At 40.9% G+C, this 22,746-nt stretch carries 15 protein-coding genes and 1 pseudogene; 4 read left to right on the top strand and 12 right to left on the bottom strand.

The features are described 5' to 3' along the window. Positions 1-165: 165 nt before the first annotated feature. Together V7K38_RS07870 and V7K38_RS07865 are read right to left on the bottom strand one after the other, a co-directional pair. Complete coding sequence (locus V7K38_RS07870; RefSeq protein ID WP_334856797.1) at positions 166-1,347, bottom strand: GNAT family N-acetyltransferase; 1,182 nt, start codon at positions 1,345-1,347, stop codon at positions 166-168. 133 nt (positions 1,348-1,480) lie between these two features. Continuing rightward, positions 1,481-2,221, bottom strand: a complete 741-nt coding sequence (locus V7K38_RS07865; protein WP_334856795.1) for a RibD family protein — start codon at positions 2,219-2,221, stop codon at positions 1,481-1,483. A gap of 294 nt (positions 2,222-2,515) precedes the next feature. Here V7K38_RS07865 and V7K38_RS07860 point away from each other — a divergent pair, with 294 nt between their 5' ends. Continuing rightward, positions 2,516-4,645: an ATP-binding protein gene (locus V7K38_RS07860; protein ID WP_334856793.1), complete on the top strand. Its 2,130-nt coding sequence runs from the start codon at positions 2,516-2,518 to the stop codon at positions 4,643-4,645. A gap of 141 nt (positions 4,646-4,786) precedes the next feature. On the opposite strand, the gene V7K38_RS07855 is transcribed toward V7K38_RS07860, so the two are convergent. Continuing rightward, positions 4,787-5,218, bottom strand: coding sequence for a hypothetical protein (locus V7K38_RS07855; RefSeq protein WP_334856791.1), 432 nt, complete (start codon positions 5,216-5,218; stop codon positions 4,787-4,789). A 214-nt stretch (positions 5,219-5,432) separates the two neighbouring features. On the opposite strand from V7K38_RS07855, the gene V7K38_RS07850 reads away from it, so the two are divergent. Further along, on the top strand, positions 5,433-5,783 hold the full coding sequence (locus V7K38_RS07850; protein ID WP_334856789.1) for a hypothetical protein: 351 nt from the start codon (positions 5,433-5,435) through the stop codon (positions 5,781-5,783). Here the strand turns inward: V7K38_RS07850 and V7K38_RS07845 are convergent. The 3 genes from V7K38_RS07845 to V7K38_RS07835 all read right to left on the bottom strand — a co-directional run bounded on the left by V7K38_RS07845 (position 5,737) and on the right by V7K38_RS07835 (position 12,723). Continuing rightward, the gene (locus tag V7K38_RS07845) at positions 5,737-11,082 is read right to left on the bottom strand and encodes an nSTAND1 domain-containing NTPase (RefSeq protein ID WP_334856787.1); all 5,346 of its coding nucleotides are present in this window, start codon (positions 11,080-11,082) and stop codon (positions 5,737-5,739) included. The two genes, V7K38_RS07850 and V7K38_RS07845, sit on opposite strands and share 47 nt — an antisense overlap. A gap of 3 nt (positions 11,083-11,085) precedes the next feature. After that, positions 11,086-12,270 carry a radical SAM protein gene (locus V7K38_RS07840; protein ID WP_334856786.1) on the bottom strand — a complete coding sequence of 395 codons (1,185 nt, stop codon included), beginning with the start codon at positions 12,268-12,270 and terminating at the stop codon, positions 11,086-11,088. 111 nt (positions 12,271-12,381) lie between these two features. After that, complete coding sequence (locus tag V7K38_RS07835; protein WP_334856785.1) at positions 12,382-12,723, bottom strand: hypothetical protein; 342 nt, start codon at positions 12,721-12,723, stop codon at positions 12,382-12,384. A gap of 452 nt (positions 12,724-13,175) precedes the next feature. Here V7K38_RS07835 and V7K38_RS07830 point away from each other — a divergent pair, with 452 nt between their 5' ends. Both V7K38_RS07830 and V7K38_RS07825 read left to right on the top strand, forming a co-directional pair. After that, positions 13,176-14,342 (top strand): sigma-70 family RNA polymerase sigma factor, encoded by a 1,167-nt coding sequence (locus V7K38_RS07830; protein WP_334856784.1) that lies wholly within the window; start codon positions 13,176-13,178, stop codon positions 14,340-14,342. Between the two features lie 109 nt (positions 14,343-14,451). Beyond that, positions 14,452-15,627, top strand: coding sequence for a DUF1822 family protein (locus V7K38_RS07825; protein WP_334856783.1), 1,176 nt, complete (start codon positions 14,452-14,454; stop codon positions 15,625-15,627). 80 nt (positions 15,628-15,707) lie between these two features. On the opposite strand, the gene V7K38_RS07820 is transcribed toward V7K38_RS07825, so the two are convergent. The 6 genes and pseudogenes from V7K38_RS07820 to nifE form a co-directional block, all read right to left on the bottom strand. Continuing rightward, entirely contained in the window at positions 15,708-16,346 is a 639-nt protein-coding gene (locus V7K38_RS07820; protein WP_334856782.1) for a peroxiredoxin, read from the bottom strand. A gap of 375 nt (positions 16,347-16,721) precedes the next feature. Then, positions 16,722-17,024 (bottom strand): annotated as a pseudogene (locus V7K38_RS07815) (XisI protein); the annotation flags it as partial. Positions 17,025-17,090: 66 nt separating this feature from the next. After that, the gene (hpsP, locus tag V7K38_RS07810; protein WP_334856779.1) at positions 17,091-18,266 is read right to left on the bottom strand and encodes a hormogonium polysaccharide biosynthesis glycosyltransferase HpsP; all 1,176 of its coding nucleotides are present in this window, start codon (positions 18,264-18,266) and stop codon (positions 17,091-17,093) included. 300 nt (positions 18,267-18,566) lie between these two features. Then, positions 18,567-19,508, bottom strand: a complete 942-nt coding sequence (locus V7K38_RS07805) for a type I restriction endonuclease (RefSeq protein WP_334856777.1) — start codon at positions 19,506-19,508, stop codon at positions 18,567-18,569. 177 nt (positions 19,509-19,685) lie between these two features. Beyond that, on the bottom strand, positions 19,686-20,996 hold the full coding sequence (nifN, locus tag V7K38_RS07800; protein ID WP_334856775.1) for a nitrogenase iron-molybdenum cofactor biosynthesis protein NifN: 1,311 nt from the start codon (positions 20,994-20,996) through the stop codon (positions 19,686-19,688). After that, positions 20,996-22,417: a nitrogenase iron-molybdenum cofactor biosynthesis protein NifE gene (gene nifE / locus V7K38_RS07795; protein ID WP_334856773.1), complete on the bottom strand. Its 1,422-nt coding sequence runs from the start codon at positions 22,415-22,417 to the stop codon at positions 20,996-20,998. Before nifE ends, nifN begins: the two co-directional genes overlap by 1 nt. Positions 22,418-22,746 lie beyond the last annotated feature (329 nt).

The raw sequence follows: 22,746 nt of genomic DNA, 5'->3' as shown, positions 1-22,746 counted from the left end.
TTGTGGGGTGGGCATCCTGCCCGCCCGGAAATACAAGGGACGCTCATGTTGCCCATCCCACAAAAATAGTAAAATCATCCCGCAAATATACAACGCCGAAAATCTTTCTTTTCCGCGATTTTGCTTGAGTTCTGAAGGTGAAGGAGGCAGGAGGTAAAAGCTTTATCAAGAATTTTTTTCAATAAATGGCAACTCTGCATTAATCGCCTCAATCTCCTGCTGTTCGAGTTGATTCACTTCCTTAATATAGGGACGGATAATTTGTCCGAGACGATTGTTGTAAAAGCGGTGCAAACTGTGATTGGGCATGGCGGGGAAACCGCGCCGTTTTTTGTGGCGGCCACCCGCACCAGGATCAAAACTTTGGATGTTGTTAGCGATCGCCCACTCAATCGGCGCATAATAACAAGCATCGAAATGTAGGCAATCTATTTCTTGAAAACTCCCCCAATAGCGTCCATAGAGTTTGTCATCTTTAAACAAACAAAAGGACATTCCTAAAGGATGAGAATTATCTTCTTCGCTATATGCAGCGACAAACAAGACTCGATGGCGATAATCGGTGTATAGCTGCTCAAAAAATCGCTGTGTGAGATACTTGCTACCCCACCAGCCAAACTTATCACAGGTGTCAGCATAAAATTGGTACATCAAAGGAAATAAAGAGTGGGGAATTTCATCACCAGTCAGAGGTTGCAATCTTAAACCTGCTTTCTCTACAGCTTTGCGTTCCCGCTTAATATTGCGACGCTGATTAGCGTTGAAAACTTTCAAGTAGTCATCAAAAGTTTTAAAGCCAGCATTTTCCCAAACGTAACTGTGGTGCAGCCAAGTTGTAAAACCATGCCGTTCCAGCATCGGCCGCCATTGGGGATCGACGTAGAGAAAATGACACCCAGAAATCCGATTTTTGGAGCAAAAAGTGTCAATTTCATGCACCATCATCGCTGTGATTTCATCCTCATCTTCTCCAGGGGCAATTAAAAACCGATAACCTTCAGCTGGGGTAAATGGTGTCATTCCCAGCAATTTTGGGTAATATTGAACTCCGATGCGATCGGCTAACTCTGCCCATTGGTGATCGAAAATAAATTCACCAGAGCTATGTCCTTTGAGATAAAGTGGCGCAGCCGCAATCAGTGTTCTATCTCGCCACAATGTCAAGTGATTTGGCAACCAACCAGTTTTAGCCGTAGCACTCTGGGAGGTTTCGATATTGTTTAACCACTCCCATTCTAAAAACGGCGTTTTGAGTGGCATTGCCAAAGCATTCCAGGCATTTTGGGGTACTTCGGCAATTTTGTTCGTCCAAACAACAGAATAGCGAGGCTTAAGTTGTTCCACCATCTTAGAGAAGTAGGGGACAGGGGATAGGAAGCAGGGGAAGCAGGGGAAGCAGTGGGAGAAGAACCATTTATGATTATTTACCCAATGCCCAATGCCCAATGCCCAATTCCCAATTCCCAATAAATAGCGTAATCTAATTTGCTGATCGTTGCAGGCGATAGTGCAGAAACACTTCTTGCTCGACTGTATGAACCTCTAAAAGTTGCAACTTGGGAGCTAAATCTGATAAAAATCCTTTCCCTCCGACGGGTGTGGGGGCGGTGTTACCACCTAAAATTAAGGGACAGACAGTTAGCCATAATTCATCGATTAAATCTAAGCCCAGCAGGGAAGCGACTAATTCACCTCCACCTAAGACTACCAATCGTGTTATATCTATATTGGCTAGATGCTTCAAAGCTGCGGAAATGTCGATTTCTCGCGTTGGTGTTTCAAAAACCAGAATCTGTTCAAATTCTGGAGAACACTCTTGTGTTCCGGTTCTTATAGTTGAAGGAAGCGTCTGTAAGCGTCTTTTCCATGAAAGTGTTCCCGCTTTTGTCGTGAGTAGCCAGCGTCTAACTGGTTGCTTAAAAAAGTTAATTTCCGGATTGAGGTTTGCAGAGTGTGTAGTCACTATATGAACTGGCTGCGGAGGCTTCCCTTGTTGTGCCCGAAGTTCCACTAGAGTTGGATCTGATACAGTAAGTGTCGTTCCGTAGGCCCGGAGAGTACCAGCACCGAATAAAACCGCATCAGAGGCAGCGATTTGTTTTTCTAGATGTGCTTTATCAACCCTTGAGCCAAACCGAGCAGGCGATCGCCTAAAATCTGCTATCTTGCCATCTACACTCATTGCTAAAACAACTGTAGTATGAGGACGATGTTGCAACATTAAATTGATTTCATCGGTTGAATATTTTTTTTATTAGTGTGTAGATTCTCAAAAAAATCCCTGCCTGTGAGTTGCTTTTTTACAATTTTACCACTGTATTTATATGCAATACAAACAAGTTTTGCATTTAGCATATATAACTTTTGGTATAACAGGTTTCTTTTTAAATTATAGCAATTTGTTATTTTTAAACATTGAAAATAAAATTCTGATAATTTAATAAAATGTCTCATCTAGCCAGTCTAATTACATATCTTTGCTGTTGTGGTTTGCGGATGCAAAGTGAGACACTCGATGATTAATTCTCGCCAATCTTCCTTTCGTCGAATTTTAGTAACGAAAATATTGCTGCTGTTCGTTCCAGTTTTACTTATAGGCGAGATTATTGCGTTGAATAAGGCACGTTCTAGCATATTGGGAACTGCGCGTCAAAATTTAACAGAAAGTGCCATCAATAAAGGGGAGAGAATTGGGGATGCGATCGCAATCTTAAAAGCTAGTTTACTCAGTGTAAGTAAAACAACAGCGATTCCGTCGGGTTCACCTATACAAGAGCAAGAAATTCTCACGCAGCTAAAGCAACAACTTCCAACCAATATTGAGTGCATCCAATTAACGGATCTCCTAAACCAGAAAGTAATTGCCAGCAGCTGCGGGGATCAAGCAATAGGAGAATTGGTATTCCCTTTGCCTAGTGATGGAATTGATGTCAAAGCAATCTTCCCGCCAAAGGCAGGAATGACTGGAAAAAGAAACGCACAAAATCAATTGCGATTAGTGGTATCTGCACCAGTCTCTGATAGCCGAAAAAATTTAGTTTACAGCTTAAGTATTCAGTCTGCACTATACCAACAAACCAGAAATCCGCCGGGATCGCTCACAGGCTCTATGGTCGTGATTGCTGAAGATGGCACAATTTTAGCGCACCCATACACAGACTGGGTGGGAACTAATATCAATCAACACCCAAATTATTCCCAATTTAAGAGCATAATTAAAAATGCCCTTGCCGGACGAAACGATTCGATAAATTTGTCTTTTAAAGAGGGGAACGAATTAGTCGCTGGTTATACGGCTATTGCAAATCCGCTTACCCAAGAACAGCAACAAAAATGGGTAGTCTTAGCTGTTACTAGTATCGATAATGCGCTTTTTGGTTTAGAAGAAATTAAACTGATTCTCATCGTTTTGACAGTTGGTTTGATTGGCGCAAGTTTGTTTGCATCCCTATATTTAGCTCCTTACTTGGCACGTCCTGTAGAAGAATTGCGAGACTACGCTCTCAATATTCACTCTCACCACGCCGCACAACCAGTTCCCCACAATTTCCAAATTCGAGAATTCAATCAACTAGCCCAAGCATTAGACCAAATGGTAGAACGCCTCAAAGCTGGGGCAGAAGAGTTAGAAATAGCATGGAAAGAAGCAAAAAGCGCTAACCAAATTAAAAGCCAGTTTTTGGCTACTACTTCCCATGAATTGAGAAATCCATTACATACTATTATTAGCTGCATTCGCGTGGTTGAAGATGGCTTATGTGATAACCGAGAAGAAGAAATGGACTTCCTCAAACGTGCCGATGAAACAACCATTCATTTGTTAAATATTATTAATGATTTACTCGATATTTCTAAAATCGAAGCAGGTAAACTTTCTGTAGTTATTACACCTCTTGATCTCCGACAAATATTGCTAGAGGTGATTAATTTACAATCAGTTAATGTTCAACAAAAAGGCTTGCAATTGAAATGCGAGTTAGATCCTCAATCAATACCAATTAAGGCAGACGCGGCAAAACTGAAGCAAGTGCTGATTAATGTTATTGGCAATGCTACTAAGTTCACCGACACAGGCAGCATCACCATTGCTACAGAAATTCAATCTAGTAATGGTAAATCTCAAGTGGTGGTAATAGTTAAAGATACAGGTATAGGCATTGATCCCGCTCAACAACACAAACTATTTCGCCCCTTTGTGATGGTGAATGGCACAACCACGCGCCAGTTTGAAGGTACTGGACTTGGACTCGCAATTTCACGGAACTTAATCGAACTCATGGGAGGCAGCATTACTCTTGAGAGTACGGGACTTCATCAAGGTACGACACTGAAGATTACCCTACCTTTGATTGATATCTCGCTGTTACCTGTTTCAAAAAAAGATGAAAATGTCGGGGATTTGGGATTTTCCTCTGAGAAGAAGGGGGCAAAAGCAAGCCAGCATTCTAGTCTACACCAGTCTGGGGAAAGCCCCTCTTTGGGAAGCAACAAATCTGTAAAAGCAGGTGTAGATAAAGAGAAGTCGATGAAATTCCAGGTGTTACTTGGGAGTGAGACTTACGAGATTAGTCTTTCGCCGCAGCAAACTCTCTTGGTAAGTCTTCCAAAAACAGAAGTTTATGCAAATGGGACTTCTGAAAGGTAATACTATTTAGAATTTTAGATTTTGGATTGAGAATTCTTTTTCTTAAAGGGTTCTTTGATTCCATCTGTCGCAATTATTTTTCAAATTGGTAGAACCCCTTTTTTGATTTTTTCAGCAAGCCCTAATTATTTAATGCTATTCTCAATTGCGTAGGCGTAGCCCGTCGTAGACATCGTTGCGATTAGGTGGCGACAGTTGAATAATTTCAGAAAAACGTGAATACTTAACCACATCAGTAAGAGGATAATCCTCTGACACTGCAAGTAAGCCAATTTTTATATCATCGAAATAAATCACACCCCCAATACGTCCTTCAACTTGGAAAGCTCCATGAAATAACTGATACTCTGCAATGTAGATCAGAAAAAAACCAGTAATCTTTGTTGCTTTACCAAACAAATGCTTACAACTTTTGTGGACGATAGCATCTAGGTATTCATTATAGGCAGGCTGACCTAGTTCAGTAAATTCTGGATGATCGGCAAAATGATCCATATAAAATAACCAGATATGTGACAAATCTGATTCATTCGTCAATTTTTGCTTAATTTCCTGCAATCGGTCGATTTTCATAGTGTGGATATTCACTCTTATGGGCTAGCAGACAGCAATGGTGAACTACTCCTAACTGCATAAAAAAACTCAACTGGATCTATTAAGTTACTGAAGGGTTTTAAACCTACAATCTGGAATCCTATTGCTTGCTTTTGTAGCTAAGTATCTACAAAGGGATAGACTCTCTAGTAGTTCAGCTTTAAGTATATATTCAAAAGGAAAAAGACTTGATATGCAAAAGCAAATTTTAAGTTTAGCGATCGCGTTACCAACAATATTATTCACTGCCTTACCCACTTTGGCAAATCCCATACAACCCATCACACCCAAAGTTCGTAATTTACAACCAGGTTTGGTACAAGCCGAGTTTCAAATTCCTGGAATTAATAATCAACTCAGGAACCCAGGCGATAGCGAATCACCAGGGCAAACAGGTAGTACCAAACCAGTAAAAGGCCCTGGGCCTAAACCTCCTCGCAAAGATCAAGATACATCGTTCCACAACCGGGGCATAGGTTTACCAAATACGCTCAATTCTAGCCCCGTAAATCTGAACATAGCGAACCCCGCTCTTGGTTACTAATCTTAGGGTTAGTTTTGAGGTAATCGTTTAGCAAATTACAACTGCGAATCAGGAGATTGTCTAAATCTTGGGTTTGCAGTTCTGTGCTAAGAAGATGCCAAAGTTTAGCTGTACCATCAAAACTGGCAGAAGCCAAAAATTTTCCATCTGGGCTAAAACTGAGGCTTAAAACTGCATTAGTATGACCTGGAAGAGTTTTCAGTTCTCTACCATCACGGTTCCAAAGTTTGATGCTTCCATCACCGCTAGCTGAGGCTATCATCTTGCCATTAGGACTAAAGCTGATGCTATAAACACCATCAGTATGTCCGGTAAGAGTTTGTAGTAAAACTCCATTGCTGACTTGCCAGAGTTTGATAGTTTTATCATCACTAGCCGAGGCGAGTACTTGACCATCAGGACTGAAACTGATGGCGTTGACAGCATTAGTATGTTCTGGAAGAGTATACAGTAACTTGCCATCTTTAACTCTCCAAAGCAAAACTTTGTTATCTCTACCAGATGAAGCCAGTACTTGACCATCAGGGCTGAAACGAACGCTCAAAACTTCAGCCGTATGTCCTTGGAGAGTTTTAATTAAAGCTTTTGTCTGAATATTCCAAAGTTTAATGGTCGTATCAGCACTAGCGCTTGCCAGAATTTGATTATCAGGGCTAAAACTAAGACCATTAACTTCGCGGCGATGATCTTGGAGGGTTTTAATCATATAGCCGTCACGAGTCCGCCAAAGTTTAATGTAATAGTCTTGACTCGCTGAGGCTAATGTCTCGCCGTCAGGACTGAAGCCTAAAGCGTAAACATCAGAACTGTGTCCATAAATTGAAGTACTATAACCTTCCAAGGTTTGGCGCAAAGTTCCGTCACGCCGCCAAAGTTTGATAGTAGTGTCTTGTCCTGCGGTGGCTAGAGTTTGCCCATCGGGGCTAAAACTCACACTATAGAGTTTACCTTGATGTGCTGTGAAAGTTTTGAATAGAAGATTATCTCGCTGCCAAAGTCTCACAGTTTTATCAGCGCCAGCCGAAACTAAAGTCTGGTCATCTGGGCTAAAACTGACGCTGTAGACTGCAATACTATGTCCTAATAAAGTTTGAACTAAAGAGCCGTCGTGAGAATTCCAAAGTTTGATTGTGCTATCAGCGCTAGTGGAAGCTAGGGTTTGACCATCATGACTGAAGTTGACGCTGAGAACCTCTGCATTGTGGGCTGCAATAATTCTTTGTAAACTGCCGTCTCTGTGCCATAGTCTCACAGTTTTATCTTCACTGGCTGAAGCTAAAGTTTGACCATCGGGGCTAAAAGCAACACTGGAAACTCCAGCACTATGCCCTTGCAGGGTTTGCCGCAACATTCCATCGCTAACGCTCCAAAGTTTAACAGTTTTATCTGCACTAGCGATCGCCAAAATTTCACCATCAGGGCTAAAACTTACACTATTAACAAAATCCTTATATCCGCTCAAAGTTCTCAGCAAATGACCATCGCTAACTTTCCAGATTTTAGCAGTGCGATCGGCGCTACCTGTGGCGATCGTCTCACCGTTGCTAGACCAAGATAAGCTCAGAACTTCCGCAGTATGACCGTTTAGTGTTCTAATTAAACTACCGTCTTTAGTTCTCCACAGCTTGACAGTACGATCGAAACTAGCAGTTGCAATCATTTGACCATCTGGGCTAAAACTGACACTCCGCACTTTAGCAGTATGCCCTGTTAATGTTCGTAACTTTGTGCCATCACGTCCCCAAAGTATGGCTGTTTTGTCGTTACTAGCCGATACAATTGTTTGCCCGTCAGGACTAAAACTGACGCTCACTACTTCAGCGCTATGGGCTTCCAAACGATTGCGTTCTTGAGTTCCAGAAATTACTTGTTGTAAAACACCCAGAGTTTGAGTTTGCACCTCAGTTGGTGCTAGAAGAGTGTTTTTTAGCTGTTTACCTGCTTTGACACTGGCAATCAGTGCTTCTAACTGCTGATGTGATAAAAGATTAGCTTGAGATGAGGCATTTAAGGCTTCAATTTCTCTTAATTGGGCTGCTTGGGATTTCCAATAGGCCAAAGAGCCGAAACAGACAGCCGCTAATCCCAAAACACTGAGTGCAACTACAGCCCTTTGAGCTTGCTTGAGTCTTGTTTTCTCTTGTAGTTGCTGTTGTTTTCTTTGTACTAAACAAGCTTCAATAAACCGTTGCACATCAGCAGAAAGTTCGTCGGTATATTTGATATAGATATCTTCTGCCTCGGCTAGCCGCACTCCTTGCAACAAGAAATCAGCTTGCTGAGTCCGTTGTAGCCACAATTGGGAAGCCTGCTCAATTTGCCGTTGTTTTCGTAAGCGATCGCGGTTTTCTTCTAACCACCAACGTAAAGTTGACCAATGACGGATGAGGATTTCATGGGCAACTTCTACTGTTATGGGAGAAGGGGAGATATTGAGCAGGGGAGCAGGGGGAGAAATGTTTTCTATTTCGCCTTGTCTACCTTGTCCTTGTGTGACTTCTTCTTCTTCTAAATTCATCACTACTAACTTGGCAGAGGTTAAAGCGTTGAGGGTTTTTTCTACCAATGCGGCTGGATATTTTTTAACTATCAACTCTGATTTATGTATCCGTCTGCGAGTATCTTCTGTACCCTCGCCTAGTTGCGTCAAAGATAAAAAAATCCATTTAGCACACTCGCGCATTTGAGGATCTAAACTTTCGTAAACAGCTTGAGACGATCGCTCTAATGCTCCTTTAATTCCACCTAATTGCTCTTGGTAAACCTGTAAAGTCAACTCACCAGCAACTCGATGTTGCCATAATTGCTCTAAAACAAATTCCAGTAACGGCAAATCTCCTGGCGAGTGATTTAGCTCCCGCAACAATACTTCCACCAATTCTGGTTCTACTTTTAACCCGACTTGTTGAGCCGGGTTAAGAATCACCCGCCGATAATCATCCAAACTGAGCTTCGGTGGAACTAACACGCTAAAATCCTGCAAAGCTTTAGCTAGTGCTGGTACTTCTAAACAGGAAGAAATAAAGTCTGCGCGTAAAGTAATAATTAATTTGAAGCGATCGCCAGCATATTGCACCGCTCCCAGCAATAATTCTAAAAATAGCTCTCTGTCTGGGGTTGGAGCGAGAGTAAAGAGTTCCTCAAACTGATCTACCACTAGCACCACAACTCGATGGGGTTGATTACGTATCCAGTAAACAAATCCCTCTACCCCTTGGTGAAATATTCCCTCTAACAAGAGATGGGGGGATTGGGGATTGGGGATTGGGGATTGGGGACTGGGGATTGGGGACTGGGGATTGGGGATTGGGGACTGGGGACTGGGGATTGGGGATTGGGGACTGGGGATTGGGGACTGGGGACTGGGGATTGGGGACTGGGGATTGGGGATTGGGCAAGAATAATTCTTTTGCTCTTTTGCTCCCCCTGCCTCCCCTGCTCCCCTGCTCCCCTGCTCCTCTACTACTCCCCCAAGCCGCCGCGCTAAAGCTTCTAAGGGATTTGCTCCGGGACGAATGCTTTTAATCCACCATTGTTCGCTACTGGGTATTTGTTTACCCGATCGCAGTTGAGGGATGACACCAGCTTGTACAATTGAAGATTTACCGCTTCCTGAAGCACCGATGACGGCTAGAAAGGAGCGATCGCGTAGTTGGTGAATTAATTGCTGAGTTAAAGCTTCTCTACCGTAAAAATACTGGCTATCTTCTTCCGAAAAAGCACTTAGCCCCATGTAAGGGCATACTCTCAAATCCAATCCTGTGGTTGATTCTTGGGTGTCTTTGTAAGTTTTTGCGCGGAGAATTTCTATAATGCCTTGTTTGCCTGATAGCCAGATGTAAAGAGGAACACCACTACCTGCCAAGAATAATTGTAGTTGAGCGATCGCTCCGGCGGCTGAGAGTCCATCTGCTTGAGAAGTTGCCATCAAAGTATCGAGAAATTTTTGGGCGAAGCGTTCTGGTGCTTCAGCAGGGGAGGTGTAGGCGATTAAACATTGTCCTTGGTGGGAATCAATTTGCAAATCTTCTACCCAATTTTGCAAGGATGTATTACCTAGAGGGCAATCAAGGATGATAATTTGTTGAGCGGTGCATTGGCGTAGCTGTTGTTTCAACCAAGAGCGTTTGATCCGAATATTTTCTCCCAGCAATAACCATTCACCTGCTTCGGTTTCTTCAATTCGTCCCCGCAGATAAAGCAGAATCACTTCTGAGGCTGGTTGTTGTAACTGACGAGCGATCGCTTCTTTAATCTGCTCGGCAGAGACTTTTGTTGCTGGCAAATACTCTACTGCAAAACCCCCAGCACTTCCGAGAAATTTGCTAATATCTAATGTTGTTTTACTAACTGACAATCCCTCTACTACTATTCCTATCCGGCGTACCCCAAGGGTTGCCTTGGTTAATCCTTTGCCGATAATTAGTTCTCCAACTCCCTCAACAATTCGCTTAGGAGTTTGCAAAGGATATTCTCGAAAAATTTGAGTTTCTCCTTTGTTTTTTTTCTGCTGATTTATCAGCCGCAACTGTTGATTGCTTTTGTCTATATATTGGAGAGTTTGATGATATACATAGCGATACAAATTATCTAGATAAATTAGACCTTGGCTATCTGCTGCCTCACCTTGCAACCCTTTCATTAAATAATAAGTAAATACCCCGTGTCCCAATTCGGGAAACTCCCAAGATTGCTGGTTAGTATCACAAGAAAGCAAAGCATAGAAACCTTTACTTTTAGTAGCACACTGTTGTAATACCTCAACCATTTTTGGTGTAGCGTTCAGAAATGTTTCTTTTGTTGTACCTCTGAGTGTCATGCCACCGCTATGACAAGCATCTAACCAAACAAGCTGATTTTGCGCCTTACTATTACCCAACAATTGTAAAAGTTCTTGTAAAGCTAAAGCTGTGTTTTGGAGATCGGATTTTTGAGTATCTGCTAAACATAAAAATGCTTGTTGCGTACTCGGTTCTACAATCCCATGTCCAGAAAAATAAAATAAAACAGTATCAATAGATTGAGCCGCAATGGTAATTTGCTGAAGACTAGCACGAATGTTTTCTAAAGATGGTGGTTGCGGTGCAAAATCGTGGTAGATTTTGACCTCTGTTTGGCTAAATTGTGCGGCTGCATCTACCAATGCTTCTGCTAAACCTTGACAATCTCCTGTTGAATAACTAAGGCTGGGTAATCCGTCATCTTGATACTGATTGACTCCCACCAAGATTAGCCACAATTTAGGAGTTGCAGTTTGTTTGACTGAAGTTGAGCGATTGGTAATCCCAATTGGTGACATTATTTACACAGCAGTAGCTAAAGAAGGGACAAAAGCAGGTAACTTAATTTGTTCTATATCTAGTTTTCCAGTCTGCGGATTAATAATTCTAGCTTGTTTGAGGCGATACTCAATATGTTGCAGCGTTCCTTGATCTACGATGCAACGAATCGCACCCGATTCATCAATATCATTATATTGCCGACTACCTTCGGCAACTGGAGAACCACTACAACTACCAAAGTAAGTACATGTACTACAGGTTGCTGCCATCCGTTCTTCAGCTTCTATAATGATTTGTTGGTGGCGTTCTCCTACTATTAAATCTGTTAGAGATGTGGTGAATATATTACCATGACTACGCTCGATTTCATAGGCATCAGCATAGCTATATATATCGCCTGTTGTATTTACTAAATAAACGCTTTCCCATTCTCTTTTATCATAAAAAATTAAAGAAGAGTTGAGAGTGTAATGTTGAATAACCTGCTGAATGTAATCAACTATAGGTACAACTGATACAAACTCTTGATCTTCTAGCCAAAAATCTACCAGACTACAAAAAGCATCTAAAGTTTCCTGGGCAGAAATCTCAAAACCTTGATGTTGTCCATCAAAAGAACCTTTAAATAAAGGTAGAACCCTAAAAGAGAGATTCATGGTTCGATAAAAGTTGTAAATCTCTCGTAGATATGGCAAGTTAAGTTTGGTTAAAACAGTGATGCAACCAAATTGAATATTTTCTTGACTCAAACGATCCATATTTGTTAAAGCAGTATCTAGAGAATCAACAGCAGAACGATTAACTCTCAATCCTCCAAATAAATCTATAGACACACCTACCTCGTCAAATCCATCTTTTAATAGGCGAATACGTTCGGGATTAAGTACAGTTAGGTTAGTTTGAACTGCATTTGTGATATTGTTGGCTAACTCACCAAATATTTGGCGTTGAAGGTCAAATGCTTGCCAATAATAGTCTGGTGATTGTAATAGAGGCTCGCCACCATGCCAAACAAATTGAATATCAACAGGAAAGTCAAGTTGACGATAATAGCTGGCAATATTATGGAACATTTGCGCCAATTGTTCAGGCGCGATCGCTGCTTTATTTCCTAATTCTGCATATTCATAGCAATAGCGGCAACGTAAGTTGCAAAACTTTGATGTTTTTACAACAAACTGAACTTGTCTGGGGCTGGCATTCATGACTTTATCCTGATAAATTATAGATAGGAAAAAGTTCCCTGAAGCAGAAGAGATATAACTGTTTTCTTCAGGGAAAAGTATTTATTAATCGTTAGAAAGATAGATATCTTTCTAGGGGACTTTGTTCAAAGTGCGGAAAGTATTGACTGCCGAAGTAGGTGCGGCTGGTTGGGTTAGAACATTAAGAGGATTATTCTGTTTGCCCTTTTCTTTGAAAGAATCTCTAAAAGCATCTCGGAAACCATCCTTACCTGTTAAACCGCCTGGACGTAATACATCCACTTTATTAATCACATTGGGAGCAAACTTAATAGGTGTTTGGACACGATTAACTTCTAAAGGTGTTTTGTTTACTACTGGTTGTGCTTTAACAGTTGTAGAAATAAATGCTGAAGGAACAGCAATACTCAAAGCTAGAAGTAAAGCACCAGAGAGATTTCTAGAAAGTTTCATATTTTGTTAATCCTGGAAGTTAGTAATGTTGTTGTGGGTTTCAACCCCTTCACTTACTCAATAGGTTTGCCTTTTGATTTTTATGCAGTGTTGTGAAAAAGTTTTGGATAATTTGTCAAAATAATCTTGATCGAGTAATTGTAATGAGATCAATGCAAATAAATATAAAAACGGTGTTGCTGAATATTAACTGTGACACAAATAGAAAAACCCCACAGATGTGAGGTTGAATACTAGAGAAATTTTTATTGATTATTTATCTTATTCAAGAATTGATAATTATTTTTTATTTTCAATAATCCATTAACAATAACAAGATGAACAGCAGCTAAGTATTCAATATATTAAATATTTTGTTGAAGTCGAAATATAATCTTCGCCCCTTGTAGTAAAGTTTGTGTAGACGTTGTTTAACGCTTTCAGTCTTCCTATAGGTTGGGTTCCAATTTTTTATGCATCCTCGGCAAAGCATCATTGAAATCTTTTCAACTTTTGTGCAATTTGAAGCCGATCGCTTCAGTCGTTGGGCGACGGAATCAAGTTTGCGTCGCAGTATCCAAAACTGTCTCAACCGCACACCTCAAGAAAGTTCGGAATATTTTTGGTCTTTATATTGGTATAAATTTTGGCTGATTCCTGAGACAAATTTACTAGCTAAACAGCATCTGACAGCTTACTTGCAAGAATCCTGTTATTGGGCATCCCAAAAAACAGTTAATAGTTTTGCTAGTACTCAATACAAGCTATCAGACTGTTTTCAAATTGCGATCGCTCAAGTTGATAAAGTCCTCAAAGGATTTAATGCAGATCGAGGTTTTATTTTAAAAAACTATGCCAATGCCATCTTTGGCAGTGCTATTCGGGAAAATTTACGCCAAAATCGTGAAATTGATATTTGTACAGATTGGGGACTATTACGAAAAATTACTAAAAAATTTTTGGTAGAGTCTTTACAAAATGCAGGTTTATTGCTAGAGGATATTAATGCTTACATCCTTGCTTGGAACTGCTTCAAAACTCTATATATACCAACAAAAAAAGGTAATTCTCGCCAAATTGCTCAACCAGATAATGAGATTTGGGAGGCGATCGCTAAAGCTTATAATGCACAAAGTAGTCATAAAGTCAATTCCCAAACCCTAGAAAAGCGGCTGTTAACTGCTGCTAAAGCCGCACGCCGCTATCGTTATTTTGCCGTTGATTCTCTCAATATCCCTAAAGGTGACGATAATTCGTGGGAATGGCTGGATAATATTCCCGGAACCCAACAAGAATCTTTAATTAATGAAATTCTTGCTCAAGAAGAGGAACAAACAAGAAACTTTCAACAAACTGAGATTAACAAAGTTTTAGTAGCTGCGATCGCTCAACTTGAACCGCAAGTACAAGAAATTTTACAACTTTATTATGCTCAAGAACTAACTCAAGACAAAATTGCCAAACAATTAAAAATACAACAATATACAGTTTCACGGCGGCTAAAAAAAGCCCAAGAAACTCTATTACGCTTTTTAGCTAACTGGAGTAAAGATAGTTTGCATATTTCTATCACCTCAGACCTACTCCATAATATAAACACACTAATGGAGGAATGGTTGAAAAATTACTATGGTGTATGACTGGGGATTGGGTAAGTTAGAACCTCGTTCATCCATCTCGAAACTCAGTTCATCCACCTCAAAGCCTCGTTAATCTAACTGAGAACCTCAACCCCAATCCTCAATCCTTATGACTCTTGACACCACTATATTTACTTTCGTTAGTTCCACAGATTTAGTTTTAGAAATCCCTATAATTACCCAAAATCAAGCAGATTTGGAGAGTCAAGCTTTTTCTAATGCTAATTCTCGCTATCAAGCTTATATTAATCAACTTTGCCTGGGTGCTATCTTGCTATGGTTGCAAGAAGACTGGACACCACAGACAAAGGTTTGGCCAACTACCAGTGCTTTACCCAGTTTCTGGGAACTGGTTAATGGAATTGCACTCACCCTTGAGACAACAAGATTAATCTTGATACCAAGTGAAGCAATTGATTTGAGTGAATTGCGAGTACCTCAAGAATGGGTGGATATTCCTAGTTGGGTAGGGGATTATTATTTAGCTGTGCAAGTCGAACCAGACGAAGGCTATGTCAGGGTTTGGGGTTATTGTAACCATGAAAAACTTAAAACTCAAGGCAGTTATGATGCCAGCGATCGCACTTATTGTCTAGACGCTGCTGATATAATCAACGACATCAGCGTTTTAGCTATAGCGCGTCAATTGTGTCCAGAAGAACCCACCCGTAGCGCCATTGAAGAGATTCCCAGCTTATCGCCACAACAAGCAGAAAATTTAATTGCCCGTCTGGGAAACCCGGAAATACTTACACCCCGGCAAGAAATTCCTTTTCAACTGTGGGGGGGATTAATTCAACATGGCGGTTGGCGAAAAAACTTATATCAACAACGCTTAAGATTACCAGAACAGTGGTCAGTTATCCAATGGTTGCAAAGCGGTATTTCTCAAGTTGCTGAGGCTGTCGGCTGGGGAAGCTTTGATTTACAACTGAGTGCGGCTGGGGCGCGGGGTGAGGAAGACACACAACTAAGTACTATTCTTTCTCGGCGGTTAGCGATCGCAGGTCAAATTTATGAGCTTACTATTATACCACAACTAGAGCAAGATGCAACTATTTGGCGTTTTGAATTACGTAACGCCGCCGTCGGTGCAGCTATCCCCGGCGGTTTTAAACTCCGATTACTCACCGAAGATTTACAGCCTTTTCCCGATAACGAAGATGTAGCCACAACAGCTGTAGAACAACTCTATGTAGAAGTTGCTTTAGAGGTAGGAGAAAGCATAGTCTGGGAAATACAACCTTTTCCCGACAACTATGAGCGGGAAATACTCAAGTTTTAGCAATACTCTCACGCAAAAAAAACAAAGACGCAAAATTATATCTTTGCGCCTTTGCTTTTTATCCGAAATCATTTTCAGATTTACTTGTTAGGCTGAGGAGTTAGCCGCAGATATGGTTTGACTTCCCGATAGCCTTTGGGGAATTTTTCTTTGAGTACTTCTGGATCTTTCAGTGAGGGGACAATTACAACATCCTCTCCATCTTTCCAGTCGGCTGGTGTCGCCACGCTGTAATTATCAGTCAATTGCAGAGAATCAATTACCCGCAAAAGTTCGTCAAAGTTGCGTCCCGTGCTGGGGGGATAGGTGAAAGAGAGACGGAGTTTTTTATTAGGATCAATTACAAAAACCGATCGCACTGTCACAGATGCATTAGCATTGGGGTGGATCATGTCGTAAAGGTCAGCAACCTTACGATCCGCATCCGCCAAAATTGGATAGTTAAGGGTGGTGCTTTGAGTTTCTTCAATATCTCCCACCCAGCCTTTATGGGATTCTACATCATCAACGCTGAGTGCGATCGCTTTGACATTGCGCTTGTCAAATTCTGGTTTTAGCTTGGCAACTGTGCCGAGTTCTGTTGTACAAACAGGTGTAAAATCAGCAGGGTGAGAGAACAGCACAATCCAGCTGTCACCTGCCCATTCGTAAAAATCGATATCGCCGTGTGTTGAGGCTTGCGTAAAGTTTGGTACTGTGTCACCTAGACGGAGAGCCATGTGAGATTCCCTGTAGTTAGAAAAGCATATATATTCTAGTATGCCATCATGACACAAAACCCCGATTCCCCAATCGGGCTTTAGCTGTTTGAAACAAAATTTTAGGTTGTCAGCACTCTCGGATAAGGAACGAGCGGTGAGAAACGTTCTCTAACTTTCTCATTCCACACCATAATCACTCATTTCACGCATAAAAGGAGGATGGAACTAGGCTGTTGACTTTGGGTGTTTTGAGTCAATTTCAGAGAAAATTATTTATGCTACTTTTCTTTGTTGCAAAGCGGCTGGAACAGCCGCTTTGCAACAAAAACAGGCGACACATTTTTTGCATGAAGTCTTATAGGGTAAAGGGTTCAGAGTCAACACCCTAGGATGGAACCCCAGTACAATATCTTGTTTTGGTACACCCAGCCTGACTAGATTAGCCGCGATATCATGTTCAGTTGAATTGTAGAAAATCCAAATTTTTTCATTCCGAATATCAAGATGCATTACACATTGATGAATCCAGCGCTTATGTTGCCAACCCAAATGCATAATTTGATAATGATTTCGCTGAGTATCAAAAATAGTTTCAACTTCAATATCACCATAAGCAGGCTTATTTTGAGCATAGCCAATCAATAATTGCTGCACAGTTTGCTGATAGTTGATTAATTGATCTGTCAGATTTTCCATTTTACAATCTGCTCCAATTGAATATCGTATATCAGCAGTTTCACAGTATTTTCTTGTAGCTGAGACTTACGGTTTATTTGCCAGAATTTTTTGGTAGGCTTGGATTGTTTGCTTTGCGATCGCATCCCAGCTAAAATTTTCTAAGGCATATTTTTGGGCGTTTAATCCCCGTCGTTGGCGTTCTGCGGGATTTTGCAAAGCTTCTTGCAGTAACTCTACCAAAGCTTGGACATCTGTTGCGCCTACCCAACCAGACTCGCTATGACGTATTTGTTGACAAATATGCACTTGGTCAGAAATGACTACGGGTACACCTGCTACCATTGCTTCCGCTACAGCAATCCCAAAATTTTCGTAGTAGGAAGGTAGGACAAATAAATCAGCAGCTTGTAGTAAACTAACTTTGAGTTCACCAGTAACAAAGCCTGTAATTGTAGTGTGCGATCGCAGTGGGGAATTTTGAATTTGGGATATTATCTTTTGTTCGTAATCTGGATCTTGAGGATTTGTCCCAGCTAAGACAAAATGAAACTTATAACCAACCGCTAACAGTTTCTCTAGCGCCGGAATCAACAAATTTAACCCCTTTTTCGGGTCAATTCGTGACATAAACAGTACCATTGGTACATCCTTTGGTATTTCTAACTGGCTACATATATTTTTAATAGAAGATTGAGGGGGAATAACACCCAATGGAATCACCAAATCTGGCGTAGATACTCCAAATCGTTCTGATATTTTAGCTTCTTGGTCGCTGGTAAAATGAATTGCTGCCGCACCAGCTAGATTTTGACGTTCTATAATTGCAACATAAAGCCGTTTTAATTGCTTTTTCTTCTGTAAATCAGCCGGATCGAGAGTACCCAAAGGACGGAAAATATAAGGTAGCTTTTGCTGACGACACACAATAGCAGCAGCGCTAATTATTGGGGAGAATAGAGCATGAATATGTGCTACATCAAACTCGTGAGCATGAAGTTTTAGCCAGTTTAATAAATCTAAAGAAAATTTGTAGCGACGAAACGGCGCACAACGAAAGTAAATTATTTCATAGCCATCTTGTTTAATTGGGCAATTTAAAGGAACATCCAGAGGTGTTTGACCATTATCGCCATTACTATCAGTTGTGAGAATCGTAACTTCCGCTCCCTCTTTTACCAACGCTGGAGCTAATCCTAGTACCATTTGACTAGGGCCGCCGTAAATTAGAGAAATAGAGGGGACAATTTGTAATATCTTCATTTTCTTGTCATTTTTTTTATTTGTTATTTATTAATCAATAGGGTTAAGTTAAAAATTTTTTCCTTCTCTTTCTTCTCTCTGTGTTCTCTGCACCTCTGTGCTAGTCTGCGGCAAGCCGCTCCGCGTCTACATTAAAAAAATGACTTCTAGAAAGACTGCTAACCTTAACTGAACCGTAATAACTTTTTTGTTTGCTCGAACTGCATTGCACAATTAACTCAAGCCGCAAAATCCTATACTCTACCATAAAAATAATTTTGCAATAGGTCTATTATATCCATAAGTGCTTTGGAGGCGGGTTTAGATATCGGGTCTATTGATGCAACTATCGTACAAGGACGAAATTTTGGGGTACTGTATAGTACAAAAAGGTTGGCGAAGCAATTTTTTACTAATGCTGGTTCCGTTTTTCTCAAACACTATTAAGTGCAATACTTGCTCTAGGAAACGCCGTTTGTCAAAAATTCCTTGAATCAGCACCTCTAATTCAGTTGCGCCCTTGGGAGGAAAATCCTCGCCATCGATTGTGTGCCAAGGTAAAAACTCCTGCCAGTCCGAGCTTAATGTACCGACTCTTGCCCGATTTTCGCAAGTGATAACTAGGAGTGTATTGTAAGAAAACAGCTTTGGTATCTCTTCAAGGTAAGACTGGATTTGCTGATAACCTGCTTGGAATATGGCTCGTTCGTTGCTTGGATCAACCGAGACAATAACTGCTAAAGGTAAACCGTTGATAAAGACAACTAGATCGGGACAGTGAGCATGATTCCCCTCAACAACAGTTAAGGGATGAATAACTAGCCAATCATTGTTGAGTAGATTAGAAGTATCAATGAGCCACACTAAGTCATGAACTATTTCTTCGTTATACAGGTATTCAACTTCCACACCATTAGTCAATAATTTGTGAAAGCGAAGGTTATTTTCCAACAAGTCGGAACTCTCTGCACAAGTAACCTGATGAATGGCTGCGGCGATCGCCTCATCCGGTTTTGTCGGGTTAATTTTCTCCAAAGCACTATGAAGGCGCTGATACAAAACCACATCACTATAACTACTCCGCCCTATCTGGTGCTTACCTAAAGCAATATCTGGCTCTAACAAAACTGTGTAGCCAATAACCTCGAACCAAGTGAGCAAAGATGGTGTAACGACAGATTGTGTAACGTCAAAACGGCGGCGAAGTTTTCTTGTCACACAACTCGCTTTGGCAGTTGTTTTTTTTAGCTGTGCTGGATTCATGAAGAAGACTTAATTTGAGTCTATGCAGAAGCTAGTGCCTAGTTACTAGCATTGGTTGGTATATTCCCAGATGGAATATACGGCTTGATACTAACTATCAAAGCTAAAGTTGATCGTCAAGATTGTATCTTGTGCTACATATTACCAATATTATTGGTAATATTGTGATGAATCTGTTTAATGCTTAACCTTTGTTTCTTGCTCTAAAAACAGGTTGCCAATATCAAATAAAAGCTGCATAGTACCTCGGTAGCCAACCTTGGTAAACTGACTGTGATCTAAGCGGTCAAAAATGGGAATCCCTTGACGATAGAGAGGAATTTGTAAGCGTTGGGCGATCGCAACTCCATGAGAGTTGGTAATTAGCAAATCAGATCCAACCGCCAATTGTTCAAAGTCTTCCAAATCGCCGATAGTGATGCTGGGAATTGGAAGTTTTTCCAAAAGAGGAAAGCGTGTTGTCGTCACTGCTGCGTGAATTTGGACTCCTAGCGATCGCAAAAAAGCAACTGTTGACCAAAGTAAATCTGGTTCCAGCGCCAAAGCAACTCGCTTGCAACCAAAGTAAAAGTGATTCTCCAACATCATATATTGTAACTGACGACGCTGATGACGGTATTTCTGTGGTACACTTACACCACTGATCTCCGCCAGTGCTTGTAAGAATTTATCTACTGCTAGTAGTCCTGTCAGTTCACTAAACACCTCATAGGGTATATTGAATCTCTTTTCTAAAATTTGCGCCCCAGCCCGCATACTATCACCTAGCGCCAAAGTGAATACAGAACTGCCAAGCGATCGCAATTGTGCTGCATTTGTGCCATTAGCTGTAATAGCACTAGAAGAATCTTCTATAGAACCATCTAATGAGCCAGAAAGGTCAGGTACAACAATAGGCACGAGTCCAAAGGAAGTAACAATCTCTTTGATTTCCTGTACATCCCCTGGTGTGAAGGCAGAACTCGCCAAAATAGTGATTTGTGTCGGACAAGCATCTTGCTTCTCGCCTTTTTGAGGAATTTCCCTAACCATACTCTCAACTGCGCCAGCAAAGCCATCCTGTAATGTACCTTTGAAATCCGGTGTAGAGACAAGCACAATTGGTAAATAATCTAGTTCTGGGTGACGGTGGCGAATTTCCTTAACAAAGCGCCCCATATCATCGCCTCTGGTTTCTACAAGTCCAGTGCTACAAAGACCGATAATTTCTGGTTTGGATCTCTGCACCAAAGTCAAGATAGCTTGTTCAACTCTTTCCTCGCCGCCCAAAATGGTTGCAACTTCTGTCATCGCCGTACTGGAAAGGGGAATCGTTTGACGGAAATTTTGTACTAAGACTGCCTTAGTCAAAGCAGTACAGCCTTGAGAACCGTGTAATAAAGGCATCATTCCCTTTAACCCCAAAAAGGCTAAAACTGCACCCACAGTCTGGCTTTGCTTCAGGGGATTAACTGCAACTGATGTACTCGTAACGCTAATAATTGCCATTAGATGTCCTCCTCTAGAGAATTTCCTGCTCCCCCTACTCCCTCTACTTCTCCATCCTCTTCCCACGGGGCTGGTTGGGATACTTGCTCCCACACAGGGTTGTAAAAAGCGGCATACAGTTCTCGTGCTACCTCTAAAATCCCTATATAGCCTGCATAGGCATGGTTGCGTTCTTGATTAATATCTAGAAATGGAATCCTAGCTGTGAGAGATGTATCTTGATAGCGTTTATCAGAAATTAACATATCAGCTTGATTTTCGTTAATTATCTGTAAAATCTCTTCAGGACTATTTTGTTCTAAAATTATGCCATCTTGACTCAGCAAACTTTTGACTCTAATTCTATCCTCCTCAGTATTACTATTAGTACTAATAGCAATAACTTCCATACCCAATTTCTTAGCAGCAAAGATAATCAACCAACTCTTGAAACTTCCAATAGAAAGGATAACCCGCTTGCCTTGCAATCGGGTGATATAAAGAGCAAGTTTTTCTTCTAAGGCAGCAGTTTCTTCTGCAATTATTTTTTCTGTACGTTCTTGCAAATCATAATTACTCAACTTTGCAGCAATATTTCTTAGAAACTGATTGATTTGCTCAACACCATAAATAGACTCTTCAATATAGGGGATGCTATATTCTTTCTCCATCCTTTTAGCCATGTTGATTAATGCTTTTGAGGAGAGGATCACATTCAGCTTGGCACGATGAGCATAGCAAACTTCTTTGTAGATAGCATCACCTGTAATTTTTGCCAAAACTCTAATACCTAATTTCTCCAACAACGGTAGAACATTCCATATTGCACCTGCAATATTGTGTTCACCAATTAGATTGATATCATAAGGTGTAATAGTATCTGGTTCATCTGTTCCAATAACGTGTTCTAGCATTGCTTCACCAGCAACACGGTTGCCCAAATTTTGGTTCCCAATAAATCCTGGGCAATGTACAGGGATAGTGGGTATTCCTGTTTTCTCGGTAGCATCTTTGCAAACTCCTTCAATGTCATCCCCAATCAAAGCGGTAATACAAGTGGAGTAAACAAATACCGCCGCAGGTTTGTAGCGTCTTTGTAATTCTAAAATGCCTTTATACAGCTTTTTGGCTCCACCAAAGATGATATCGTTCTCATCAATGTCGCTGCTAAAACGTATTTTATACAGCATCGAACCAGAAGAAAGACTGCTATAACTTCCCCAAATACTGGCAGCACAGCCGCTTGGCCCGTGGACTACATGAGCAGCATCGGTAATTGGTACTAGGGTAATCATTGCACTGTCAAAAGCGCAACTCCCTTGGGTAGTTCCAGGTTGGGGTAATTGTGTGGAGGACTTTTTTTTATGCAGTATCTGCTGACAAGCGTCTTCGGAATTGGAGTCACTGAGTGAATCGTTGCTTTTTCCTGGGGTGGGATTCATTTGTTTAGTGACAATAGGTAGAAGTTATTAGTTATTCACTGAATTCCCAAAAGCTGAAAAGGATTTTTATTTATTCACCGTGTATCTAAAGATGAAATAAAAGGAGATGATAAAGAGAATTTCACATCTCCTAAAGCATAAACATCATCTAGGTTAGAGAAGGATAAAACAAAAACATGAACTAGACTATTAAAGTATTAATGTTGTCATCTACACGTTAATGAATTAGTGTTAACACGGTGAATAAAAAACACAGAAGTTAAGATTAGCTATTCAACTACCTTCATTTTAAATGATTTGTGAGAAGGTGGGCTATTCTCGCCCACCTG

It is taken from the genome of Nostoc sp. (genome assembly GCF_036917465.1).
Classification (GTDB): domain Bacteria; phylum Cyanobacteriota; class Cyanobacteriia; order Cyanobacteriales; family Nostocaceae; genus Nostoc.
The sequence above is the reverse complement of the archived record's forward strand: the minus strand, read 5'-3'. Positions and strand labels throughout refer to the sequence as shown.

Bases quoted from the DNA above. Each gene is read 5' to 3' on its own strand.
- V7K38_RS07870 (WP_334856797.1), bottom strand. From the start codon at position 1,347: ATGGTGGAACAACTTAAGCCTCGCTATTCTGTTGTTTGGACGAACAAA.
- V7K38_RS07865 (WP_334856795.1), bottom strand. From the start codon at position 2,221: ATGTTGCAACATCGTCCTCATACTACAGTTGTTTTAGCAATGAGTGTA.
- V7K38_RS07860 (WP_334856793.1), top strand. From the start codon at position 2,516: ATGATTAATTCTCGCCAATCTTCCTTTCGTCGAATTTTAGTAACGAAA.
- V7K38_RS07855 (WP_334856791.1), bottom strand. From the start codon at position 5,218: ATGAAAATCGACCGATTGCAGGAAATTAAGCAAAAATTGACGAATGAA.
- V7K38_RS07850 (WP_334856789.1), top strand. From the start codon at position 5,433: ATGCAAAAGCAAATTTTAAGTTTAGCGATCGCGTTACCAACAATATTA.
- V7K38_RS07845 (WP_334856787.1), bottom strand. From the start codon at position 11,082: ATGTCACCAATTGGGATTACCAATCGCTCAACTTCAGTCAAACAAACT.
- V7K38_RS07840 (WP_334856786.1), bottom strand. From the start codon at position 12,270: ATGAATGCCAGCCCCAGACAAGTTCAGTTTGTTGTAAAAACATCAAAG.
- V7K38_RS07835 (WP_334856785.1), bottom strand. From the start codon at position 12,723: ATGAAACTTTCTAGAAATCTCTCTGGTGCTTTACTTCTAGCTTTGAGT.
- V7K38_RS07830 (WP_334856784.1), top strand. From the start codon at position 13,176: ATGCATCCTCGGCAAAGCATCATTGAAATCTTTTCAACTTTTGTGCAA.
- V7K38_RS07825 (WP_334856783.1), top strand. From the start codon at position 14,452: ATGACTCTTGACACCACTATATTTACTTTCGTTAGTTCCACAGATTTA.
- V7K38_RS07820 (WP_334856782.1), bottom strand. From the start codon at position 16,346: ATGGCTCTCCGTCTAGGTGACACAGTACCAAACTTTACGCAAGCCTCA.
- hpsP (WP_334856779.1), bottom strand. From the start codon at position 18,266: ATGAAGATATTACAAATTGTCCCCTCTATTTCTCTAATTTACGGCGGC.
- V7K38_RS07805 (WP_334856777.1), bottom strand. From the start codon at position 19,508: ATGAATCCAGCACAGCTAAAAAAAACAACTGCCAAAGCGAGTTGTGTG.
- nifN (WP_334856775.1), bottom strand. From the start codon at position 20,996: ATGGCAATTATTAGCGTTACGAGTACATCAGTTGCAGTTAATCCCCTG.
- nifE (WP_334856773.1), bottom strand. From the start codon at position 22,417: ATGAATCCCACCCCAGGAAAAAGCAACGATTCACTCAGTGACTCCAAT.